This window comes from Thioalkalivibrio sp. ALE20, from assembly GCF_000381405.1.
Classification (GTDB): Bacteria; Pseudomonadota; Gammaproteobacteria; order Ectothiorhodospirales; family Ectothiorhodospiraceae; genus Thioalkalivibrio.
Map to the genome: position 1 here is coordinate 148,964 of NZ_KB906473.1, position 22,468 is coordinate 171,431.

General features: G+C 67.5%; 21 protein-coding genes and 2 pseudogenes. 15 read left to right on the plus strand and 8 right to left on the minus strand.

Annotation, left to right across the window (positions count from 1 at the left end; genetic code table 11):
* Positions 1-259: 259 nt before the first annotated feature.
* The 13 genes from F790_RS0106235 to F790_RS0106295 all read left to right on the plus strand — a co-directional run bounded on the left by F790_RS0106235 (position 260) and on the right by F790_RS0106295 (position 12,350).
* Positions 260-1,843, plus strand: coding sequence for a DNA mismatch repair protein MutS (locus F790_RS0106235; RefSeq protein ID WP_019591126.1), 1,584 nt, complete (start codon positions 260-262; stop codon positions 1,841-1,843).
* A gap of 414 nt (positions 1,844-2,257) precedes the next feature.
* Positions 2,258-3,976: a biosynthetic-type acetolactate synthase large subunit gene (ilvB, locus tag F790_RS0106240; RefSeq protein WP_019021808.1), complete on the plus strand. Its 1,719-nt coding sequence runs from the start codon at positions 2,258-2,260 to the stop codon at positions 3,974-3,976.
* A gap of 16 nt (positions 3,977-3,992) precedes the next feature.
* Positions 3,993-4,487 carry an acetolactate synthase small subunit gene (gene ilvN / locus F790_RS0106245; protein WP_018870296.1) on the plus strand — a complete coding sequence of 165 codons (495 nt, stop codon included), beginning with the start codon at positions 3,993-3,995 and terminating at the stop codon, positions 4,485-4,487.
* A gap of 31 nt (positions 4,488-4,518) precedes the next feature.
* A complete protein-coding gene (ilvC, locus tag F790_RS0106250) occupies positions 4,519-5,535 on the plus strand; it encodes a ketol-acid reductoisomerase (RefSeq protein WP_019591127.1) in 1,017 nt (338 codons plus the stop codon).
* 42 nt (positions 5,536-5,577) lie between these two features.
* Positions 5,578-6,249: a hypothetical protein gene (locus F790_RS0106255; RefSeq protein ID WP_019569660.1), complete on the plus strand. Its 672-nt coding sequence runs from the start codon at positions 5,578-5,580 to the stop codon at positions 6,247-6,249.
* Entirely contained in the window at positions 6,246-7,052 is an 807-nt protein-coding gene (pssA, locus tag F790_RS0106260) for a CDP-diacylglycerol--serine O-phosphatidyltransferase (protein ID WP_018870293.1), read from the plus strand. Before F790_RS0106255 ends, pssA begins: the two co-directional genes overlap by 4 nt.
* 14 nt (positions 7,053-7,066) lie before the next feature.
* Complete coding sequence (locus F790_RS0106265; RefSeq protein WP_026332873.1) at positions 7,067-7,810, plus strand: uracil-DNA glycosylase; 744 nt, start codon at positions 7,067-7,069, stop codon at positions 7,808-7,810.
* Between the two features lie 49 nt (positions 7,811-7,859).
* The gene (rimI, locus tag F790_RS0106270; RefSeq protein WP_019021814.1) at positions 7,860-8,339 is read left to right on the plus strand and encodes a ribosomal protein S18-alanine N-acetyltransferase; all 480 of its coding nucleotides are present in this window, start codon (positions 7,860-7,862) and stop codon (positions 8,337-8,339) included.
* Between the two features lie 131 nt (positions 8,340-8,470).
* Positions 8,471-9,268, plus strand: coding sequence for a tetratricopeptide repeat protein (locus F790_RS0106275; protein ID WP_019591129.1), 798 nt, complete (start codon positions 8,471-8,473; stop codon positions 9,266-9,268).
* A 78-nt stretch (positions 9,269-9,346) separates the two neighbouring features.
* A complete protein-coding gene (locus tag F790_RS0106280) occupies positions 9,347-10,939 on the plus strand; it encodes a peptide chain release factor 3 (RefSeq protein ID WP_019591130.1) in 1,593 nt (530 codons plus the stop codon).
* 275 nt (positions 10,940-11,214) lie between these two features.
* Positions 11,215-11,508, plus strand: a complete 294-nt coding sequence (locus F790_RS0106285) for a hypothetical protein (protein WP_019589737.1) — start codon at positions 11,215-11,217, stop codon at positions 11,506-11,508.
* 8 nt (positions 11,509-11,516) lie between these two features.
* Positions 11,517-11,936, plus strand: a complete 420-nt coding sequence (gene arfB, locus F790_RS0106290; RefSeq protein ID WP_019021818.1) for an alternative ribosome rescue aminoacyl-tRNA hydrolase ArfB — start codon at positions 11,517-11,519, stop codon at positions 11,934-11,936.
* A gap of 105 nt (positions 11,937-12,041) precedes the next feature.
* Positions 12,042-12,350, plus strand: a complete 309-nt coding sequence (locus F790_RS0106295) for a hypothetical protein (protein ID WP_019021819.1) — start codon at positions 12,042-12,044, stop codon at positions 12,348-12,350.
* Between the two features lie 5 nt (positions 12,351-12,355).
* On the opposite strand, the pseudogene F790_RS13745 reads toward F790_RS0106295, so the two are convergent.
* From F790_RS13745 to F790_RS0106310, 3 genes and pseudogenes are all read right to left on the minus strand, one after another.
* A pseudogene (locus tag F790_RS13745) lies at positions 12,356-14,713 on the minus strand (putative bifunctional diguanylate cyclase/phosphodiesterase).
* A 1-nt stretch (position 14,714) separates the two neighbouring features.
* Positions 14,715-15,159, minus strand: a pseudogene (locus F790_RS13750) (rhodanese-like domain-containing protein).
* Positions 15,160-15,193: 34 nt separating this feature from the next.
* On the minus strand, positions 15,194-17,011 hold the full coding sequence (locus F790_RS0106310) for an ABC transporter ATP-binding protein/permease (protein WP_019591135.1): 1,818 nt from the start codon (positions 17,009-17,011) through the stop codon (positions 15,194-15,196).
* Positions 17,012-17,113: 102 nt separating this feature from the next.
* On the opposite strand from F790_RS0106310, the gene recQ reads away from it, so the two are divergent.
* Positions 17,114-19,012, plus strand: coding sequence for a DNA helicase RecQ (gene recQ / locus F790_RS0106315; protein WP_019591136.1), 1,899 nt, complete (start codon positions 17,114-17,116; stop codon positions 19,010-19,012).
* Between the two features lie 26 nt (positions 19,013-19,038).
* Positions 19,039-19,785: a DUF3581 family protein gene (locus tag F790_RS0106320; protein ID WP_019591137.1), complete on the plus strand. Its 747-nt coding sequence runs from the start codon at positions 19,039-19,041 to the stop codon at positions 19,783-19,785.
* An 11-nt stretch (positions 19,786-19,796) separates the two neighbouring features.
* On the opposite strand, the gene F790_RS14790 is transcribed toward F790_RS0106320, so the two are convergent.
* The 5 genes from F790_RS14790 to F790_RS0106340 form a co-directional block, all read right to left on the minus strand.
* Positions 19,797-19,976: a hypothetical protein gene (locus F790_RS14790; protein ID WP_232199254.1), complete on the minus strand. Its 180-nt coding sequence runs from the start codon at positions 19,974-19,976 to the stop codon at positions 19,797-19,799.
* A 115-nt stretch (positions 19,977-20,091) separates the two neighbouring features.
* Positions 20,092-20,274, minus strand: coding sequence for a hypothetical protein (locus F790_RS14800; protein ID WP_232199255.1), 183 nt, complete (start codon positions 20,272-20,274; stop codon positions 20,092-20,094).
* A gap of 147 nt (positions 20,275-20,421) precedes the next feature.
* Positions 20,422-21,354, minus strand: a complete 933-nt coding sequence (locus F790_RS0106330; RefSeq protein ID WP_019021826.1) for a carbohydrate kinase family protein — start codon at positions 21,352-21,354, stop codon at positions 20,422-20,424.
* A gap of 187 nt (positions 21,355-21,541) precedes the next feature.
* A complete protein-coding gene (locus tag F790_RS0106335; RefSeq protein WP_019021827.1) occupies positions 21,542-22,045 on the minus strand; it encodes a hypothetical protein in 504 nt (167 codons plus the stop codon).
* Positions 22,042-22,341, minus strand: coding sequence for a nucleotidyltransferase domain-containing protein (locus F790_RS0106340; RefSeq protein ID WP_018936842.1), 300 nt, complete (start codon positions 22,339-22,341; stop codon positions 22,042-22,044). The genes F790_RS0106335 and F790_RS0106340 overlap by 4 nt, the downstream gene beginning before the upstream one ends.
* Positions 22,342-22,468 lie beyond the last annotated feature (127 nt).

The following is a 22,468-nucleotide window of genomic DNA, read 5'->3' on the forward strand; positions in this document are numbered from 1 at the left end:
CGTCATTGCGAACCATCCGGCCCCCGTCATGGCGCCCCCCGTCATTGCGAGGAGCGCAGCGACGAAGCAATCTCCATCCGGAACCACCGGAGTCTCGATTGCACGCGCTCTGCAAGCTCGAGGAGATTGCTTCGTCGCTGCGCTCCTCGCAATGACGGGGGGGTGAAGAACCTCGCAATGACGGGGGGTTGAAGAACCACGCAATGACGGGGGTTCGAACAAACGCCGTGAAGAAACGACATCCACAAGGTCCAAGCCCATGCAGGTTGATCTGAAGGCCCTCGAATTTCCCGCGATCCAGCGCCTGCTGGAACGCCTGACCGCCACGCCCTACGGTGCCGATGCCGCGCGCGGACTGGAGCCCGCCCCCAACCTGGAGGCGGCGCGCGCGCTGCAGAAGGCGGTGACCGTGGCCCGCCAGCGTCTGGATGCGGGCACGCTGCCGCGTCTGGGGCAGCTGCCGGACGTGCGCGCGGCGCTGCGCCAGGCCGGCAATCCGGGTTCCGCGCTGCCGGTGCAGGCGCTGCACAACCTGCAGACCATCATGCGCCATGCGCGCGAGCTGGCGGATCAGCTGGCGGATACCCCGGAGATCTACCCCGCGGACCTGAACAAGCTGTACCCGCCGGAGGCGCTGGAGCAGCGCCTGTCCGCCTGCCTGAACCCGGGCGGATCCTTGCGCGAGGACGCCAGCGAATCGCTGGTGCAGGCCTTCGGCGAGCGCAACCGGCTGCGCGGCGAGGTCGAGACGGTGGTGCACAAGCGCCTGACCCAGTCGGACCTGGCGCAGTCGGGCGAGGAAGCGCTGAAGGTCCAGTGGCATCAGGAGCGCGCGGTGATGGTGCTGCGCGGGGATGCCGCCGGCGCGGTCAAGGGCGTGCGCCGGGGCACCGCGATGGGCGGGCGCGATCACATCATCGAGCCGATCGAGGCGGTGCCGCTGAACAACCAGCTGGATACCGTGAACGGGCAGATCAACAACGAGCAGCAGCGGCTGCTGCGCGAACTGACCGACACCGTGCGCGAATACGGCGAGCCGCTGGATCTGATGCTGACGGCGCTGACCTGGATCGACCTGGCCTCGGCCGCCGCGCAGCTCTCCGCGCAGATGAACGCCCATGCGCCGGTCCTGGAAGACCGCCCCGGGGTCGAGCTGACGGAGGCCTACCACCCGCTGTTGCTGCTGCAGTTCGCGGAGGGCAACGGGCCGCAGCCGGTGCCGCTGTCCATCCGTCTGGACGACGAGCAGCCGCTGCTGCTGATCACCGGTCCCAACACCGGCGGCAAGACGGTCGCGCTGAAGACCCTCGGGCTGCTGGTGACCATGGCCTGGTGCGGTCTGCACATCCCCGCGGAGCAGGACTGCCGCATCGGCCGTTTCGACCAGGTGATGGTGGACGTGGGCGACAACCAGAGCCTGCTGCACCACCTGTCGACGTTCGCCGGGCACGTGGCGGTGCTCAAGCGCATCCTGGACAACGCGGGCCCGGAGAGCCTGATCCTGCTGGACGAGCTGGGGACCGGGACCGACCCGGACGAGGGCGCGGCGCTGGCGATGGCGATGCTGGACGAGCTGCGCGCGCGCGGCACCCGCGGGATCGTCAACACCCACCTGGCACCGCTGAAGGACTATGCCGCTCAGCGGGCGGGCATCCTCAACGCCTCCATGCAGTTCGACCCGGATACCCTGTCGCCCACCTACCGCCTGCTGATCGGCGAGCCGGGGGTGTCCTTCGGTCTGACCATCGCGGAGAAGGAAGGGTTGCCGGGGGACCTGGTGGCGCGCGCGCGCCAGCACTTCGCCGAGCTGCCCACCGCTCAGGCCGGCGCCGAACCCGACTGACGATCGGCTCCGCCGGGGCCGCCCCCGGAGATCGCCACGGCGCTGCGCGCCTCGCGATGACGGTGCTGGTTGCGTCCCGTCATCGCGAGGCCACGCCAGTTGTCTTTCGCCCTTGCGGGGCCCCGCGGGTTGCTTCCTGTCATCGCGGGGCCCCGCGGGTTGTTTCCTGTCATTGCGAGGCCCCGCCAGGGGCCGTGGCAATCTCCGGACGGGGCCCCCGGCGTTGGGTTCCGCCCGGCCGGGGAAGGCCCGCGGGGATGCCAGGGCATTGCGCCCCTCACGTGGACCGTGCTCGCTGGCGCGCCGTATGGCGTGAAGCGCGGGCGATTTCATATTAGTATGGTGGGCTATTTTGATTCGGCGTGTCCGCTCGGATCACGATCGCCCGACAGCCCCTGGTAAGGAACAACCGTCATGTCCGAGACCTCTGCATCGTCCACCGCCATCACCGGTGCCGAAATCTTCGTCCGCAGCCTGCAGGCCGAAGGCGTTGACCTGGTTTTCGGCTACCCCGGCGGCGCGGTCCTGCACATCTACGATGCGCTGTACAAGCAGAGCCAGGTCTCGCATGTGCTGGTCCGCCACGAACAGGGCGGGATCCATGCCGCCGAGGGCTACGCCAAATCCTCGGACAAGCCCGGCGTGGCCCTGGTCACCTCCGGTCCGGGGGCGACCAACGCAGTGACCGGCATTGCCGATGCGTACATGGATTCGGTGCCGCTGGTGGTGTTCACCGGCCAGGTGCCGACCAGCATGATCGGCAACGATGCCTTCCAGGAAGTGGACACCGTGGGGATCACGCGGCCCTGCGTGAAGCACAACTTCCTGGTCAAGGACGTGAAGGATCTCGCGACCACCATCAAGAAGGCCTTTTACATTGCCACCACCGGCCGGCCCGGCCCGGTAGTGGTGGACATCCCCAAGGATGTCACCGCCGACAGCTGCGAGTTCGAGTACCCCGAGAGCATCCACATGCGCTCCTACAACCCGAAGACCCGCGGCCACACCGGACAGATCCGGCGCGCGATCGAGCTGATCCTGTCGGCGAAACAGCCGATGATCTATACCGGCGGCGGGGTGGTGCTGGGTCGCGGCTCCGAGGCGCTGACCGAATTCACTCGCAAGCTGGGCTACCCCATCACCAACACCCTGATGGGGCTGGGCGCCTATCCGGCCTCGGACGAGCAGTTCGTCGGCATGCTGGGGATGCACGGGACCTACGAGGCCAACATGGGGATGCACCACGCGGACGTGCTGATTGCCATCGGCGCGCGCTTTGATGACCGCGTGACGGGCAACATCGAGAAGTTCTGCCCCCACGCGAAGATCGTGCATGTGGACGTCGACCCGGCCTCCATCTCCAAGAACGTGAAGGTGGACGTGCCCATCGTCGGCGAGGTGGAGCCGGTGCTGCGCGAGCTGATCCGCGCGCTGGACGAGAACGGCGGCCAGCCCGACGCCGACGCGCTGAAGGCCTGGTGGGACCAGATCCGCGAATGGCGCGGCCAGGACTGCCTGAAGTACGATCGCGATTCCGAGCTGATCAAGCCGCAGTTTGTGGTGCAGAAGTTCTGGGAGCTGACCGGCGGCGACGCCTTCGTGACCTCCGACGTGGGCCAGCATCAGATGTGGGCGGCGCAGTTCTACGGCTTCGACAAGCCCAACCGCTGGATCAACTCCGGCGGTCTGGGAACCATGGGCGTGGGACTGCCGTTCGCGATGGGCGTGCAGTTGGCACATCCGGATGCGACGGTGGGCTGCATCACCGGCGAGGCCAGCATCCAGATGTGCATGCAGGAGCTGTCGACCTGCTATCAGTACCAGCTGCCGCTGAAGATCCTGAACCTGAACAACCGCTACATGGGGATGGTGCGGCAGTGGCAGGAGTTCTTCTACCAGGGCCGCTATGCGATGTCGTACATGGATGCGCTGCCCGATTTCGTCAAGCTGGCGGAGGCCTACGGCCACGTGGGCATCCAGGTCGACAAGCCGGGCGACGTGGAGGGCGCGCTGAAGGAGGCCCTGGCGCAGAAGGACCGCCTGGTGTTCCTGGACTTCATCACCGATCAGTCCGAGAACGTCTACCCGATGATCCCGGCCGGTGCCGGTCAGAACGAAATGATCCTGGTCTGACAGGGAAGGATTCCGTATGCGTCACATCATCAGTGTCCTGCTGGAGAACGAATCCGGTGCCCTGTCGCGGGTGGCCGGCCTGTTCTCGGCTCGCGGCTACAACATCGAATCGCTGACCGTCGCGCCCACCGACGATCCCACGCTCTCGCGCATGACCATCGTCACCAGCGGCTCGGACGAGATCGTCGAGCAGATCACCAAGCAGCTGAACAAGCTGATCGACGTGATCAAGCTGCTCGACCTGACCTCCTATCCGCATATCGAGCGCGAGATGGCGATGGTCAAGGTCCGCGTGGACGAACCCGGCGACCGCGAAGAAGTGAAGCGCCTCGCCGACATCTTCCGCGGCCGCATCATCGACGTCACGCAAAAGACCTACGTCATCGAGATCACCGGGGAAGGCTCCAAGCTGGATGCCTTCCTCCAGGCCCTCGAGCCCTTCCCCGTGCAGGAAGTGGTGCGCTCCGGGGTCATGGGCATCGCGCGCGGGGACGTCACGCTCCAGATCTGAACACCTTTCACCGCTTGCCAAGGAAACCGCAATGAAGCTCTATTACGACAAAGACGCCGATCTCTCCATCATTCAGGGCATGAAGGTGGCCATCATTGGCTACGGCTCGCAGGGGCACGCCCATGCGAACAACCTGAAGGATTCCGGCGTGGACGTCACCGTCGGCCTGCGGGCCGGTTCCGGTTCGCGTGCCAAGGCCGAGGAAGCCGGCCTGAAGGTGGCCGACGTGTCCGACGCGGTGGCCGCCGCCGATCTGGTCATGGTGCTGGCCCCCGACGAATACCAGGCGAAGCTCTACAGCGAGGAGATCAAGCCCAACCTCAAGCAGGGCGGCACCCTCGCGTTCGCCCATGGCTTCACCATCCATTACAACCAGATCGAGCCGCGTGGCGACCTCGACGTGATCATGATCGCACCCAAGGCACCGGGGCATACCGTGCGCTCGGAATTCGCCCGCGGCGGCGGCATCCCCGACCTGATCGCCATCGAGCAGGATGCCTCCGGCAAGGCGCGCGACATCGCGCTGTCCTATGCCTCGGCCATCGGTGGCGGGCGCACCGGCATCATCGAGACCAGCTTCCAGGACGAGACCGAGACCGACCTGTTCGGCGAGCAGGCCGTGCTGTGCGGCGGCGCGGTGGAGCTGGTCAAGGCCGGCTTCGAGACCCTGACCGAGGCCGGCTATGCCCCGGAGATGGCCTATTTCGAGTGCCTGCACGAGCTCAAGCTGATCGTCGACCTGATGTACGAGGGCGGCATCGCCAACATGAACTACTCCATCTCCAACAATGCGGAGTACGGCGAGTACGTGACCGGCCCGAAGGTCATCAACGAACAGTCCCGCGAGGCCATGCGCGAGGCCCTGCACAACATCCAGACCGGCGAATACGCCAAGCGCTTCATCCAGGAAGGGGACACCAACTACCCGTCCATGACCGCGCATCGCCGCCGCAACGCCGCCCACGAGATCGAGCAGGTGGGCGAGCGGCTGCGTGCGATGATGCCCTGGATCCAGGCCAACCAGCTGGTCGACAAGTCGCGCAACTGATCCGCGGCACCACCGGCCCCGGGTGCGGGCCGCGGAGGGGACATGCTGTTTCCGGTAGCGAAGGAAGGCCGCCTGTTCGTCATCGTCACCGCCTGGATGGCGGTGATTACGCTGCTGTCCGGGCTGGCGGATCTGGGCCTGTTCCTGGTCATCCTGATGCTGGCCCTGATGGCCCTGTTCCGCGACCTGCGGCGCCGGGCGCCGGCCCAGGCGCTGGGCCTGGTGGCCCCGGTCGACGGCGTGGTGGAATCGGTGGAGACCACCACCGACCCGTTCACCGGGCGCGAGGCCGAGCGCATCCGCATGCGCCAGCGCTATCTCGGCGAATACAATATCCATGCCCCGCAGGAGGTCGAGGTGCGCGAGCGCGTCTGGCCGGGGCAGGAGACGGATCGCGAGCCCGACCCGCAGCTCGCCGGCCGGCTTGCGTTCGCGCTGGCCACCGACGAGGATGACCGCATGACCCTGGCTCTCGGCGTGACGCACTGGCCGCGGTTCATCCGCATGGCGGAGGTGCTGCCCGGCAACCGGCTGGGCCGTGGCAAGCGCATCGGGTTTGCCGGTTTCGGCGGTCGTGCGGAGCTGTGGCTGCCCCGGGGCTCGCACGTGATGGTGCGGCCGGGGCAGGTCGTGCTGGCGGGGACGACCCTGCTGGGCGGGCTCCCGCCGCGCGAGCCGGGTGATCAGGGCGGCGCCGTGGAGCTGGCCGAATGAATCCCGACGAAGACCCCGACATCATCCGTGGCGAGGACGAGCTGGACGACGAGCCTCCGCGTTCGCGGCGGCGGCGAGGTGTGTTCCTGCTGCCCAACCTGTTCACCACCGGGGTCCTGTTCTCCGGATTCCTGGCGATCGTGTCCGCCATCGACGGGGAGTTCATTACCGCGGCCATCGCGGTCTTCGTGGCCATGGTGCTGGATACCCTGGACGGCCGGGTCGCGCGCATGACCGATACCCAGAGCGAGTTCGGCGCGCAGTTCGATTCGCTCTCCGATCTGGTCTCCTTCGGTCTGGCCCCGGCACTGGTGGTGTACCTGTGGCAGCTGCAGGACCTGGGCAACTTCGGCTGGGTGGCCGCGTTTTTCTTTGCCACGGCGGCGGCGCTGCGACTCGCGCGTTTCAACAGCCGCCTGGCGGTGACCGACAAGCGCTTCTTCCAGGGCTTGCCCAGTCCCGCCAGTGCGGCACTGCTGGTGGGGACCGTCTGGGTGGTCGAGGACCTCGGCATGGCCGCGGAGCTGGGGGACACCGGGGCGGTGGCGGTGCTGATCATCACCGTGCTCGCCGGGGCGGCAATGGTCAGTAACCTGACCTATTTCAGTTTCAAGGACATGGATTTCCGCCACCGGGTCCCGTTCCTGGCCATGCTGGGCGTGGTCGGGGCGCTGATGCTGGCGGCCCTGGATCCGCCCAAGATGCTGCTGGCCGGGTTCGTGGTGTACGCGCTGTCCGGGCCGCTGCTGACGCTGGTGCGCTGGCAGCGCCACCGGCGTCGCGGCCGTGCCCCGCAAGCCTGAGCGGGGAGGCGGGCGTGGAACTCTCGCGGCACAAGCGGCGCATCCTCGCCGACATGGGCATCCCGTTGTGGCGGGCGCGCGCGTCGGCGGATACCGGCGCCGCGCCGGAAGCGTCCCCGGAGCCACCACCTGAACCGATGGCCGGCCTGAGCGTGGAGCAGGCGCCGCGGGAGTCGTCCGTGGCGGCCACGGGCATCGACTGGCAGGCCCTGCGAGACGAAGTCGCGGGCTGCACTGCCTGCAGCGAGCTCGCGGCCAGCCGGCGGCAGACGGTCTTCGGGGTGGGCGATACCGGCGCCCGCTGGCTGTTCGTCGGCGAGGCCCCGGGTGCCGAGGAGGATCGTCGCGGCGAGCCCTTCGTCGGGCGGGCCGGGCAGCTGCTGGACAACATGCTGGCGGCGCTGGGACTGGATCGCGAGCACGACGCGTTCATCGCCAATATCCTGAAGTGCCGGCCGCCCAACAATCGGGATCCGAAGCCGGAGGAGGCACGGGCCTGCCGCGGTTTCCTGGATCGCCAGATCGAGGCGATCGCCCCGGAGGTCATCGTGGCGCTGGGGCGGGTCCCGGCGCACCAGCTGCTGGAGACCGAGACCGCGGTGGGGCGCCTGCGCGGGCGCGTCCACGAGTATCGCGGCATTCCGCTGGTCGTGACCTGGCATCCGGCCTATCTGTTGCGTTCGCCGCGGGAAAAGGCGCGTGCCTGGGAGGACCTGCAGCGGGCGCGTGCGTGCCTGCCGTCCGCGGCCACCGACTGAACCACCGGCTCCATCCGGGGGTCGACTCCTGCACGAGGGAAGATGACCGATGAGTGCCGAAGCCCGAACCCGACCCGAACTGCGGCGCATGCAGCTGGCCGACATCGATCGCGTGATGGTGATCGAGCGCCAGGCGTATGACTATCCCTGGACCGCGCGGATCTTCCAGGACTGCCTGAAGGTCGGTTACGACGGCTGGATCCTGTCCGTCGATGGCCGTCAGGTGGGGCATGCGATCCTGACCGTGGCCGCCGGCGAGGCGCATCTGCTGAATCTGACGGTGGATCCGCGCTGGCAGGGCTACGGGCTGGGGCGCTTCATGCTGCGCCGGCTGCTGGCCTGTGCCTGCGCTGAACGCGCCGAGGCCCTGTTCCTCGAGGTGCGTCCTTCCAACGCCGCGGCCGTGCAGCTCTACCGCTCGGAGGGCTTCGAGCACATTGGCACCCGGCCGCGTTACTACCCGCTTCCCAGCGGCCGCGAGGATGCCTGGGTGCTGCGCCGCAGCTGCGAGGAACCGGCGGGGGCCTAGGGAAACGCTGATCAGCGTTTCCCTGGCGCATTCTGCGGTCAGGGTGCGCAAAAATGCACTGTCGGTTTTGCGGTTCCACGGGCATGTGTCTATTCTCAGGGCCTTACGACCGGTTCCGTATCGAGGCTGTGATGAAAAAGTCCCTTCTTGCCCTGACCGCGGCCCTGCCGCTCCTGTTGACCGCCGGCCCCGCGGTGGCCACCGAATTCGGTTACGACGAAGCCGAACGCCAGCAGGAACTGCTGGGTGTCTGGTTCGGTATCCGTGAACGCAATGCGCAACGCGGCGACCGTGACGCGCAGTTCGACGTAGGCATGGCCCATTACACCGCGCGTGGCACCGAACAGGACGACGCGGCGGCAGCCGAATGGTTCGCGCAGGCCGCCGAGCAGGGGCATGCGCGCGCGCACTACTTCCTCGGCTACCTCCATGCCGCCGGACGCGGGGTTCCCGTGGACGCGGAGAAAAGCGGCGAACACTACCGTCGCGCGGCGGAACTGGGCGACATGGATGCCCAGTATCACCTCGGGCGTGACCTGCTGGCGGACGAATCGGCCGATCCGGCCGAAGCCGCGGAATGGATCGAACGCGCCGCCGGTCAGGGGCTGGCCTCCGCCCAGTATCACTGGGGCTACCTGCTGGAGACCGGGCGCGGGGTCGAGCGCTCGGTGGACGACGCCGTCGAGTGGTATGTGCTCGCGGCGGAGCAGGGCAACGCCCAGGCCCAGCGCGGGCTCGGGCGCCTGCACATGGCCGGCCGCGGCGTGAATCGCGACCGCGTCCAGGCCTGGGTCTGGTACAGCCTCGGCGACGATGGCGAGCACGTGGAACGCCTGGAGTCCCGCATGAGCGAGGCCGAACTGGCGGCCGCGCGCGAGAGCCTCGCCGAGCAGCGCACGGCCATGCGCACCGAAGCCGCCGTACGCTGAACCGTTTCCGCCCGCCGCCAATGCGGCGGGCGGAATACGTTAGAATGTCGGGCTTTCTGCCCGTACGGGACCCGACCGATGTCCTTTGTCGACGAGACCGCCCGCCGCCGGACCTTTGCGATCATTTCGCATCCGGACGCGGGCAAGACCACCATGACCGAAAAGCTCCTGCTGTACGGCGGCGCGATCCAGCTCGCCGGTACGGTCAAGGGGCGCAAGTCCGCGCGCCACGCCACCTCCGACTGGATGGCGATGGAGCAGTCGCGCGGGATCTCGGTGACCTCCTCGGTGATGCAGTACCCCTACAAGGGGCGCATGGTGAACCTGCTGGATACCCCCGGCCATGCGGATTTCTCCGAAGATACCTACCGCACGCTGACCGCCGTCGACTCCGCGCTGATGGTCATCGACGCGGCCAAGGGCGTGGAGGACCGCACCATCAAGCTGATGGAGGTCTGCCGCCTGCGCGATACCCCGATCATGACCTTCGTCAACAAGATGGACCGCGAGGGGCGCGAGCCGATCGAACTGCTGGACGAGGTCGAGGACGTGCTGAAGATCCAGTGCGCCCCGGTCACCTGGCCGATCGGTTCCGGCAAGCGTTTTCGCGGCGTCTACCATATCCGCCGCGATGCGGTGCACCTGTACGACACGGAGCAGGGCGGCAAGAAGTCCACCGGCGAGATCATCGAGGGCCTCGACAATCCGCGCCTCGACGAGGTCCTGGGGACCCAGGCCGAAGAGCTGCGCGAGGAGCTGGAGCTGGTGCAGGGCGCCTCCCACGAGTTCGATCCGGACGCCTATCTGCGCGGTGAGCAGACCCCGGTGTTCTTTGGTTCGGCGATCAACAACTTCGGTATCGAGGAACTGCTGGACGACTTCGTCGAGTTTGCCCCCGGTCCGCTGCCGCGTCCGGCGTATTCACGGGTGGTCGAGCCTACCGAGGAGAAGTTCACCGGGTTCGTGTTCAAGATCCAGGCGAACATGGATCCCAATCACAGGGATCGCATCGCCTTCATGCGCATCTGCTCCGGCACCTTCGACAAGGGCGCGAAGCTGCGCCACGTGCGCATCGGCCGCGACGTGAAGATCCCGGACGCACTGACCTTCCTCGCCTCCGATCGGGAACACGTGGAGACCGCCTATCCCGGCGACATCATCGGCATCCACAACCACGGGACCATCCGCATCGGGGACACCTTTACCCAGGGCGAGGATCTGACGTTCAAGGGCATCCCCAACTTCGCGCCCGAGCTGTTCCGCCGCGCGCAGCTGAAGGATCCGCTGAAGATGAAGCAGCTGACCAAGGGGCTGCAGGAGCTGTGCGAGGAAGGCGCGACCCAGCTCTACCGCCCGCTGACGAACAACGACCTGATCCTGGGGGCGGTGGGGGTGCTGCAGTTCGACGTGGTCGCCGAACGCCTGCGCACCGAGTACAAGGTGGAGGCGCAGTTCGAGAACGTGAACGTGCAGACCGCGCGCTGGGTGGAAAGCGACGATCCGAAGAAGCTGGCGGAGTTCAAGGAAAAGGCGGCGAACAACCTCGCTCTGGACCACGCCGGAGATCTGGTCTACATCGCTCCGACACGGGTCAATCTGCAGATGGCCGAGGAGAAATGGCCGGAGATCCGCTTCCTGGCCACTCGCGAGCACGGACAGCCGGGGGAGTAGCGCCCGGGCTGCGCACGGATTCGTCCCGCTGCGCGGTCTACGTGCGGGGCATTGCGAGGAGCGAAGCGACGAAGTCATGGGGATCCGGAACCACCGGGTTCCCGGTCGGGTCGGCTTCGTCGGGCGTGTCCCGAGATTGCTTCGCTGCGCTCGCAATGACGGGTCCCGGGGGCTCGCAATGACGGGTCCCGGGGGCTCGCAATGACGGGTCCCGGGGGCTCGCAATGACGGTTCATCATCCCGAGGGGGTGGGCATGGCGGTGAAATTGCAACGGATGCCGGTGCTGGTGGTTGTGATGCTGGGGCTGGCGATGGGCGGCTGCACGCTGCAGAAGAGCGAGGGCCGGGACGACGGGTTCGAGCCGCGTCCGGGCACCGTCGAGGCAATGGAGCCGTTTCATGCCTTCCTGGACACCCGGCCCACCCCGGAGGAATTCCGGCGGGTCTATCCCGATGTGACGCTGGTGCTCCCGGGCGACATCGCGACGCACGAATACCGTACCGACAACAGCCGCTTCTTCGCCGAACTCGACGACGACGGCCGTATCGTCGACGGCGAGTTCCGCTGAGCCTCCCGATGCTGAAGATCTCCGGTAACGTGACCATCCCCGACGCGGAGATCGAGCTGACGCCGATCCGCGCGCAGGGCGCCGGCGGGCAGAACGTCAACAAGGTGGCCACCGCCATCCATCTCCGCTTCGACATCCATGCCTCCGCGAGTCTGCCCGAGGTCTATCGCGAACGCCTGCTGCGCCGGCGCGATCGGCGCATCACCCGCGACGGCGTGATCGTGATCAAGGCACAGCAGTACCGCACGCAGGAGGCCAATCGCGAGGATGCCCTCGAGCGCCTGGCCGAGCTGCTGCGCGAGGCCGGACAGCCGGTGAAGAAGCGGCGCCCGACGCGACCGCCCCGTGCCGCCAAACTGCGCCGGCTGGACGCCAAGACCCGGCGCGGGCGCAGGAAGGCCCTGCGCGGCCGCGTCGACCCCGACTGATGCCCCCTTACCTCCGCGGCATGCCCTGCATCCGGAGGGGGCATGGCTCCGTGCTTTCGGGCATGCTTTTCCGTGTGTATCCAGGATTTATGCGGGAGACGGGGCATGAATGGCGATGCGGACAACGAGCAGGCGTTCGATCCGGAGGCGGAGCTCCTGGACACCTTCACCCGGGTGGAATTCGACTGGACGATGCTGACGCCCTTCCCCGACTTTGCCGTGGTCGGCGGCATGGTGGTGGGGGCGCTGATCCTGGCCTGGGGCATGCTGCAGCGACCGCGTCACCGCACGGCCATGCTCGGCGGCGCGGGCGTGATGCTGCTGGCCGTGGCGGCCTACGTGCTGATGGCACTGGTGGCCCTCTACCTGGTGCGTCGGCGGCGCAGCCCCGGCTGGCAGCGGCGCGGCGACTGAGCTCGTCAGGGCAGCAGCGCTTCCAGGCTCTGTGCCGGCATGGCGCGGTGGAACAGGAAGCCCTGGAAACGTCTGCAGCCGCGCTGTCCGAGGAACTCCTGCTGGGCGGGTGTCTCGACCCCTTCGGCCACGACCTCCAGCCCCATGGTGCGGGCAATGGCCAGGATGGTGGTTACGATCTCGGCGTCGCCCGGATCGTGTTCGAGGTCGCGCACGAAGGAGCGGTCGATCTTCAGTTCGGTCACCGGCAACCGCTTGAGATACCCGAGCGACGAGTATCCGGTGCCGAAATCGTCCAGCGCGAGGCCGATGCCCAGCGCCCGCAGCTCCTGCAGGTTGGTCATCAACTGTTCGGATTCCTCGGCCATCACGCTCTCGGTGATCTCGAGTGTCAGTCGCTGCGGCGGGGCGCCGGTCTCGTGCAGCAGCTGGCGCACCTCGTCGAGCAGCCGGGCATCGCGCAGGTGCGGAGCGGAGAGATTGACCGCGAGCTGCAGGGCCTCGGCGCCGGGGATGTTGCGCCAGCGGGCCAGGTGCTCGCAGGCCTGGCGCAGGGCCACCCGGCCGATCGCGAGGATCTGGCCGCTCTGCTCCGCCACGGGGATGAATTCGGAGGGTGAAACCTCCCGGGGGTCGCCCGGGTTCCAGCGCATCAGGCCTTCGGCACCGATCACGTTGCCGTCCGTGTCCACCTGCGGCTGCAGGTGAAGGAGCAGATCATCGGCATCCAGCGCATCCCGCAGGGCCCGTTCCAGTTCCGCCCGCCGCTGCAGCTGGCGCTGCATCTCCGGGTCGTAGAAGCGCATCGTGTCGCGACCGTGATGCTTGGCCTGATACATCGCGAAATCCACCTGCTTGAGCAGTTCCTCGCTGGTGTCGCCGCCCTGCGGGAACACGCTGACGCCGATGCTCGCCTGGATGACATGCTGGATCCCGTCCAGTATCAGCGGCTCCCGGATACGGTCCAGCATTTTGGCGGCGACATTGCCGGCATCCGCGAACGCCTGGTCGGAATCGGGCTTGAGCTCTTCCAGCAGGACCACGAATTCGTCGCCACCGATGCGCGCCACCGTGTCCTGCGGGCGAACCTGCCCCTGCAGGCGCTGTGCGACCAGCGTCAGCAACCGGTCACCGATCGAATGGCCGCGGGTGTCGTTGAGGGTCTTGAAATTGTCGAGGTCGATCAGCAGCAGGGCCGAGCGCCGCCCGGACTGTTCGGCGGTGCGGATGGCGTGGTCCAGGCGCTCGTGCAGCAGGCGGCGGTTGGCCAGGCCGGTCAGCGGATCGAGAAAGGCGAGGCGGGCATCTTCTTCGACCTCCAGCATGCGCCGCAGCCGCTCCACCATATCTAGGGTGGCTCCCTGCAGGGTGGCGACTTCCTGCAGCCGCGAATCGCGGCGGATGCGGGTGGTGAACCGTCCCTGGCCCACGTCCTCCAGCGTGGCCACCGCCTCGCGCAGCGGTCGCAGGGCGCGTCCCAGCCAGAAGTACAGCGCCTAGCCGATCAGGAGGAGGGCGATGATCGCCCCGGCGCGCGTGGCGTTGTTGATGAAGCGCTGGGTCGTGACCGAGTCGGTGATGTCGCGGATGACCACGATGTTGCCGGTGACGTCCTCGCCGTCGAACGGGATCAGCGGCAGGTGCACCGCGAGTTCATGACGTCCGGCGGCGGTCGTCCGTCGTGCCGCGGCCCGGTTCAGCATGGGGCCGGGGTTGGGCAGGGCCGCTGCGGGTGCGGTGTGTTCCTCCCGCCCCCGGGCGTCCAGCAGCACGGCGCGGGTATCCGCCTTGCCCGCGAGGGTGTCGAGGGCGGACCCGGCCAGCGATTGCAGCGGCACGACCACGCCGACCAGCTGCCCCTGGTCGTACAGCGGGATGGTCAGGCCGGCGAAATAGCGCCCCTCCGGAGTGCGGTGCAGGCCCTGGTGGATGCGGCCGTCTTCCAGCGTGGCCCGCGCCAGCGGAAACTCGGTGGCGTCCTCGAGAACGGAGTCAAACCGGCGTTCGCCGTCGGCGTCATAAATGACCAGGCCGCTGGCGACGCCCGCGGCGGTCAGTCGGTTGTGCAGCGGGTCGGCATAGCCCGCCACCGGCTCGTCGCCGGCAAGCGCCTCGCGCAGCGCGCGGTTGCGGGTGATCGCGGTGGCCTCGCTGCGCAGCGCCTGCAGTTCGGCCTCCAGCACCTGTTGCCAGGCGGCTTCCTGGGTTTCCATGGCAAAGCGGTCGAGCCGCTGATCCGCCTGCTGCAGGGCGAGTTGGGCACCGGTAGCCAGGGCGGCGGCCAGCAGGGCCAGACCGGCGAAAGCAGCCAGTGCAATGGCCGTTCGCAGCCGGATCACCCGCGCCCCCGCTCCGGATCCCATCTCATTCGAAGGGATAGTTCTGGCGACTCCACTCGGGGGTAGCCGCCGGGGAAATAGTGGAGGTCGTCGAAGCCCCATTCCAGTGCGCGGCGGATGGCGGCTTCGGTACGCCAGCAGTCGAACTCGTTGCAGTAGACGACCACCGGCCGGTCCCGGCCTCCGGCGACTTCGAGCAGTTGCTCGCGGGTGAAGCGGTTCCGCCGGTCGTCCGCGTCGCGCATGATGGTCAGGTTGGTTGCGCCCGGGATGCGGCCGGCGCGATAGTCGGCTGAAAGGCGCACGTCGACGAACGGAACCCCCTCGCGAAACAGCCTCCAGGCGCCGTCGGCGTCGACGCGCGTGGTGTCCGCGATGGCCTCCGGCGCCCGGTAGGGTTCATCGGCCGCTGCGGGTGCAATGGCCGTGACGGCCAGCAGACACCAGAGCAGGAGGATCAGTGGGTTCATCGCCACCGCGGTTCACGAGTTTTAGGAGAATGTATCACGAGTTGTCGGTGAATTCCGAGGCGTCACTGGCCTCGGACTGCTGGTGCTGCCACAGGCGTGCATAGGTGCCGTTGCGGGCGAAGAGTTCCCGGTGGGTGCCGGTTTCGACGACCCGCCCCTGGTCCAGGACCACGATGCGGTCGGCGTGTTTCACCGTGGACAGGCGGTGGGCGATCACCAGTGTCGTGCGGCGCGCGGAGACCTCGTCCAGCGCCTGCAGGATGCCCTTCTCGGTGTCGGAATCCAGTGACGAGGTGGCCTCGTCGAACACCAGGATGGGCGGGTCCTTCAGCAGCATGCGGGCGATCGCGATGCGCTGCTTCTCGCCGCCGGACACCTTCAGGCCGCGCTCGCCCACCACCGTGTCGAGACCATCGGGGAGGCGCGCGACGAAGCCCTCCAGATGGGCCAGGCGCACCACCCGCTCGATCGCCGCGTCACTGGCGGAGGGGTCGCCGTAGGCGATGTTGTAGCGGATGGTGTCGTTGAACAGCACGGTGTCCTGCGGAACCATGCCGATCGCCCGGCGCACGCTCGCCTGGGTCACGTCGCGCAGGTCCTGACCGTCGATGGTGATGCGCCCGCCGGTCACGTCGTAGAAGCGGAACAGCAGCCGTGACAGGGTGGACTTGCCGGCGCCGCTGGGGCCCACCACCGCGACCCGTTTCCCGGCCGGCAGGTCGATGGTCACGTCCTCGAGGATCGGTCGGTCCGGCTGGTAGTGGAAATCCACGTGCTCGAAGCGCACGTGCCCGGCGCCGACCTCCAGGTCCGGGGCATCGGGGCGGTCCTCGACCTGCACGGGCTTCTCCAGCAGGCCGAACAGGCGCTCGATGTTGGCCAGCGACTGGCGGATCTCGCGATAGACGAAGCCGAGGAAGTTCAGCGGGATGAACAGCTGGATCATGTAGGCGTTGACCATCACCAGATCGCCCAGCGACATCGAGCCGTCGGCCACCCGCGCGGCGGCCAGCAGCATCATCACGGTGATCGCCGCGGCGATGATCAGGGCCTGCCCGGAGTTCAGCAGCACCAGCGACAGCACGTTCTTGGTACGCGCCTGTTCCCAGGCCGCGAGACCGCGGTCGTAGCGGTCGGCCTCGAAATCCTCGTTGCCGAAGTACTTGACCGTCTCGTAGTTGAGCAGGCTGTCGATCGCCCGGGTATTGGATTCGTTGTCGCGCTGGTTGGCCTCGCGCACGAAGCGCGTGCGCCATTCGGTGATCCAGATGGAGAAGGCCGCGTAGACCGCCACCGCGACCAGCACGGTGAACATGAACACCGGGCCGACGGCGAACAGCAGGATGCCAGCCACCAGCAGGATCTCGATCAGGGTCGGCAGGATGTTGAACACCATGAAGCGCAGCAGGAAGCTCATGCCGCTGGTGCCGCGCTCGATGTCGCGGGCCAGGCCGCCGGTCTCGCGTGCCAGATGGAACCCCAGCTCCAGCCGGTGCAGGTGCTGGAAGACTCGCAGCGAGGCGCGCCGCATCGCGCGTTCGGCCACGCGCACAAAGACCGCGTCGCGCAGCTCGCCGAAGAAGGTCCCGCCGAAGCGCAGCAGGCCGTAGCCCAGCACCAGCGCCACCGGCACGGTCACCAGGGCCTCCGCGCCGGCCTCCTCGAAATGTTCGACGATGTATTTCAGCGCGATCGGCACCGTCACGGTGGCCAGCTTGGCCAGCGCCATCAGCCCCAGCGCGAGGAACATCCGCCCGCGGAACTCGGACAGGTACGGCAGCAGGCTGCGGACGATGCGCCAGTTGACCGCGTTGTCGGGGGCGTCGTGGACCGAAGAGCCGAAGCCGCGCATGGAAAGTCACCCGGATGAAGGGAGCGCGTAGCCTACTATGCACATCGGGACGCTGCCCGTTCTTGCGCCCGGCGCGGGGCCTGGGGCAGTCTGAACAGCTTCATGGCAACGCAGGTGGACCGTCCGGTGGAAGGGAATCAGACCGCAGCAACACCGGCGCAGGGAAGCGCCCCGGAAACCATCCTGCGCGAGACGTTTGGCTACCAGGCCTTTCGCGGACAGCAGCAGGCAGTGGTGGAGCATGTCGCCGGGGGCGGCGACGCCCTGGTGCTGATGCCCACCGGCGGCGGCAAGTCGCTTTGCTACCAGATCCCGGCGCTGGCGCGGCGCGGCTGTGCCATCGTCATCTCGCCCCTGATCGCGCTGATGCAGGACCAGGTGCAGGCCCTGCGGCAGAACGGCGTGGCCGCGGCCGGGCTGGATTCGGGCCAGGACGAGGCCACCGCGCGCGGGGTGCTGGCCGCGCTGCACGCCGGGGAGCTGGATCTCCTGTATCTGTCGCCGGAGCGGCTGTTCGCGCCCGGCATGCTGGATCGTCTGGAAGGGCTGGAGCTGGCGCTGTTCGCGATCGACGAGGCGCATTGCGTGTCGCAGTGGGGGCACGACTTCCGACCGGAATACGGGCGCCTGGCGGTGCTGGCGGAGCGTTTCCCGTCGGTGCCGCGCATCGCCCTGACCGCCACCGCCGACGAACCCACCCGCGAGGAGATCCGCGAGCGCCTGCGCCTGGAGTCGGCGCGGATGTTCGTCAGTTCCTTCGACCGGCCCAACATCCGCTATCGCGTCGCGGCGGCCGACGGCGCGTCCGGACCGCCGCGCGAACGCCTGCTGCGTTTCCTCCGCGAGGAGCACCCCGGCGAGGCGGGCATCGTCTACTGCCTGTCGCGGCGCAAGGTGGACGAGACCGCCGAATGGCTGGCGGCGCGCGGGGTGACCGCGCTGCCGTATCACGCGGGGCTGTCGGCGGCGACCCGCGCCGAGCACCAGCGCCGTTTCCTGCGCGAGGATGGTGTGGTGATGGTCGCGACCATCGCCTTCGGCATGGGCATCGACAAGCCCGACGTGCGCTTCGTCGCCCACCTGAGCCTGCCGAAGAGCCTCGAGGGCTACTATCAGGAGACCGGCCGCGCCGGACGCGACGGCCTGCCGGCCGACGCCTGGATGCTCTACGGGCTGCAGGACGTGGTCACGCTGCGGCAGATGCTGCAGGACTCGGAGGCCGGCGAGGAGCGCCAGCGCATCGAGCAGCAGAAGCTCGAGGCCATGCTGGGCTTCAGCGAACTCACCACCTGCCGCCGTCAGGCCCTGCTTGCGTGGTTCGGCGAGACCCTGCCCGAGCCCTGCGGATACTGCGACAACTGCCAGGATCCACCGGCCACCTGGGATGCCACCGTGGCCGCGCAGAAACTGCTTTCCTGCGTCTATCGCACCGGCGAGCGTTTCGGTGCCGGGCACGTGATCGCGGTGCTGCGCGGCAGCCGCAGCGAACGCCTCACCCGGCTGGGCCATGACCGGCTGAGCACCTTCGGCATCGGCACCGAACTGGATGAGCGTCAGTGGCGCGGCCTGGTGCGTCAGCTGCTGGCGCGCGGCCTGCTGCGGCTGGATCCCGAGGGCTATGGCGGGCTGCGCCTGGACCCCGGGTGTCGCGCCGTGCTGCGTGGCGAGGAATCCCTGCACCTGCGTCACGAGGCCGCCGGGGCGCGGCCCGCACAGCCCTCGCGGGGTGAAACCGCACGTTCGGTTGCCGGTCTGGATGCGGAAGACCGGGCCTTGTGGGACACTCTGCGCAGGCTGCGGCAGAAACTGTCGACGGATCAGGGCGTGCCGCCCTACGTGATCTTCAACGACGCCACCCTGCTGGAGATGGTGGCCGGCACACCGCGCACTCCGGACGAGCTGCTGGGCATCTCCGGGGTCGGGCAGCACAAGCTGGATCGCTACGGCGAGGCCTTCCTGGCAGCGATCCGCGAACACCTGGGACTGGAAGTCCGGGAATAACGAGAACGAAGTTCGGGGAGAGTCGAGTGACCCGCATATCATTTCTGGAAGATTTCTATCGCTATCGGGACGGGCAGCTCGTGGTCACCCCGGAGCAGGGGAGCCGCTTTGCCAAGACCGTGGCGGGGGACTTCAACCCCATCCATGACGCCGATTCGCGGCGGTTCTGCGTGCCCGGCGACCTGCTGTTCGCCCTGGCCCTGGATGCCTGGGGGGCCAGCGCTTCGATGAACTTTCGCTTTACCGGCATGGTGGGCGGTAACGCCCCGGTGCATTTCCCGGAGAACCCCGGCGAACAGGTGGCGATCACCGACGAGAATGGCAAGAGCGTGATCGAGATCGAACGTTCGGGGGCGGTGGTTGATGACCCGGCCGCGATCGAGTCGCTGATTCGCAGCTACGTGTCGTTCTCCGGACAGAATTTCCCGCACGTGCTGGTGCCGCTGATGCGCGAGCATCAGGTGATGGTGAACCCCAAACGTCCGCTGGTGATGTACGAGCGCATGGGGTTCGAACTGCCCGAGCCGCTGGCGGCCGCGGCCGCCGTGCCGGAGCCGCGCCTGAAGGACGCGGTCATGACGGTCAACGGCAAGCGCGGCGAGATCCGCCTGGATTACGAGCTGGTGACCGAAGGGGCGGTGGTCGCTCGGGGCAGCAAGCACCTGGTCCTGAGTGGCCTGCGGCCGTTCGACGAGGCCGATGTCGAGCAGCTGGTCGCGGACTACGAGAGCTGGAAGGCGGCCTGGGCGCAGGCGGGGTCGGCAACCGCCTGACCCGGCGGGGGTCAGGTGCGCACCGCCTCCTCGAACCGTTCCTCGTCCATCTCCCGGATCTTCCTCTCCAGCGCGTCGAGGTGGTGCACCACGCTGCGCGAGGCCTCCTCCAGGGCCTCCATGTGCATCCGGATCAGTGGTTCGTTGCGCTCGTGCTGGCGCCGGGCGAAACCCAGCATTTTCGAAAACATCGAGGCGTTCTCTTCCTCGGTGACCAGCTTGAAGATCTCGGCGTACGCCTGATGCAGGTGGCGGTGGGCCTCGTCGATCGATTGGAACTCGGGAAAATCGTTGAGCGCCTGACCGTCACTGAAATACCACTGCCCGAACGGGCAGTCGGGGGATCTGGTCCTTTTCCACTGGTACGCCCTGAGTGAGGAGTTCGGCGCGGCCGACCCAGGCGAGGTGGGCACGTTTGGCCTGGTGCAGACGGTCCAGGACTTCCTGCTTTTCCATGTCGTTGTCCTCGTCAATGAGTCGGTGTTCCATACGGGAACCGGAACGATTTCCCACAATAACAAAATCCATTTAATCCTTGAAGGAATCACAAAAAAAGCCCGGGTCTCCCCAAGGGGAGCCCGGGCCGGAAGCTCGCCGGGATCCGGCTCTCGCGGCCGGATCCGGTGAGGGGCTGCCTCAGTAGCGGTAGCCGAAGGCCTTCTCGAACTTGTCAGCGAACTCTTCGGCCGAGAAGTGGTGGTTCTGGGTCCCGGAATGGGCGATCTTGATCGAGCCGATCAGCGAGGCGATGCGGCCGGTGGTCTCCCAGTCGTAGCCCTTCTCCAGACCGAACAGCAGGCCGGCACGGTAGGCGTCGCCGCAGCCGGTCGGATCCTTGATCGCGGCCGGTTCCACCGACGGGATGGTGATCTTCTTGCCGCCGGTGTAGATGTCGGAGCCGTCGCCGCCACGGGTAACGATCATCGCGTCCACCATCTCCGCCAGCTGCTCCATGCTCATGCCGGTGCGATCGGCGGTCAGCTGCGCCTCGTAGTCATTGAACGCGGCATAGGTGGCGTTCTCCATGAAGCGCTTGAGGTCGTCGCCGTCGAACATCGGCAGACCCTGGCCCGGGTCGAACATGAACGGGATCCCGGCGTCGGCGAACTGCTGGGCGTGCTCGATCATGCCGTCGCGGCCGTCCGGGGAGACGATGCCGACCTTGATGCCGTCGGCGTCGGTGACCTTCTGCTGGTGCGAGAAGCCCATCGCGCCCGGATGGAAGGCGGTGATCTGGTTGTCGTCCTGGTCGGTGGTGATGAAGGCCTGACCGGTGTAGGTGTCCTTCAGCTCCTTGACGAACTTGCGCGAGATGCCGTGGCGGTCCATCCAGTCGGCATACGGGGTGAAATCGCCGCCCACGGTGGCCATTACGGTCGGGTCGGCGCCCAGCAGCTTCATGTTGTAGGCGATGTTGCCGGCGCAGCCGCCGAACTCGCGACGCATGTCCGGGACCAGGAAGGACACATTCAGCATGTGCACCTTGTCCGGGAGGATGTGGTTCTTGAAGCGGTCGGGGAACACCATGATGGTGTCGTAGGCCATGGACCCACAGATCAGAGCGGACATGTTGACTCCTTGCGTTGTTGAAGCGGTTCGGATGACGCCGATGTGGCGTCAAAACGGCCCTGCGGCGCGCGATTGCGGGGTGCGCGGCGCGTCTGCGGCGGGCCGGACGGTGCGCACAGGGTAAATATTTGGGCGCAAAACAACAAATCGACGCCGCGTGACCCTCGCTCCCGTACCCGCGGGGGCTTCAGTTTCCCGTGTTGCCGGGGACCTCGACCGCCAGGCGGTCCCGGGCATAGCCCCGAAGGCGCTGGTAATCGGTGTGCATTCGGTCGGTGAAATGACAGGCGCGTTGCAGGGCCGGGGCCAGGTCATCGGGGTTCTCGATGTACTCGTGGACCAGCCGGTTGCGCAGATGGCGCATCTGTAACCAGTCATCGGCCTGTTCGATGAGCCCCAGCTTTTCAAGGCGTGCCAGATTGTCGATGGCTGGTCCCGGTTTCTCGCCCGCACTGGTGAGAAAGGCCGGGACCAGCTTGTCCATGATCGTGTCCTGCATCCGCCCGAACTTGGCACCGAAGGATTCGAGCCGGTCGATGCCGCTGTCGGCAGCAAGGATGCCTCGCACACGGTCGGGGGAAACCGAACAATCACCCGCGAGGAGCCGCTCCCGTACCCCCAGCAGGTGTTCGTCTTCGCGATCGACCAGGTTCAGCAGCCGGGCCAGGCGTGCAGGCGAATCGGTGGTCACAGCGGGAGTCCGGTGCGTCGGGCGTGAGTGTCGATGGGCCGCGCGGGAGTACCGCGCCGATGGACGACGAGGTCCACGCGGCGCTCGCCAAGCCGCCGCTGCAGGGCGGCATGCAGCTTCAGTTCGCTTTCGAGGAGTTCGTCCGGCGTGCCCTCGGCCTCGACGTACAGGTCGATGTCACCTCCCCGCGCCGAGTCGTCCGTGCGGGACCCGAAAAGGCAGACCCGGGCGTCCGGGCCGAATGCACGGGCCACTTCCTGACGGATGACGGTTTGCTGTTCCGGGGACAGGCGCATATGACCAAGTATATCAGTGCTGCATCGGGATGAAGCGCCGGTCGCGACCGCCACGGGTGGCGCCGGCGGCCCGAGCGACGCCGTTCGTGCCCCGGTCATTGCGATCCGTCATTGCGAGGAGCCGAAG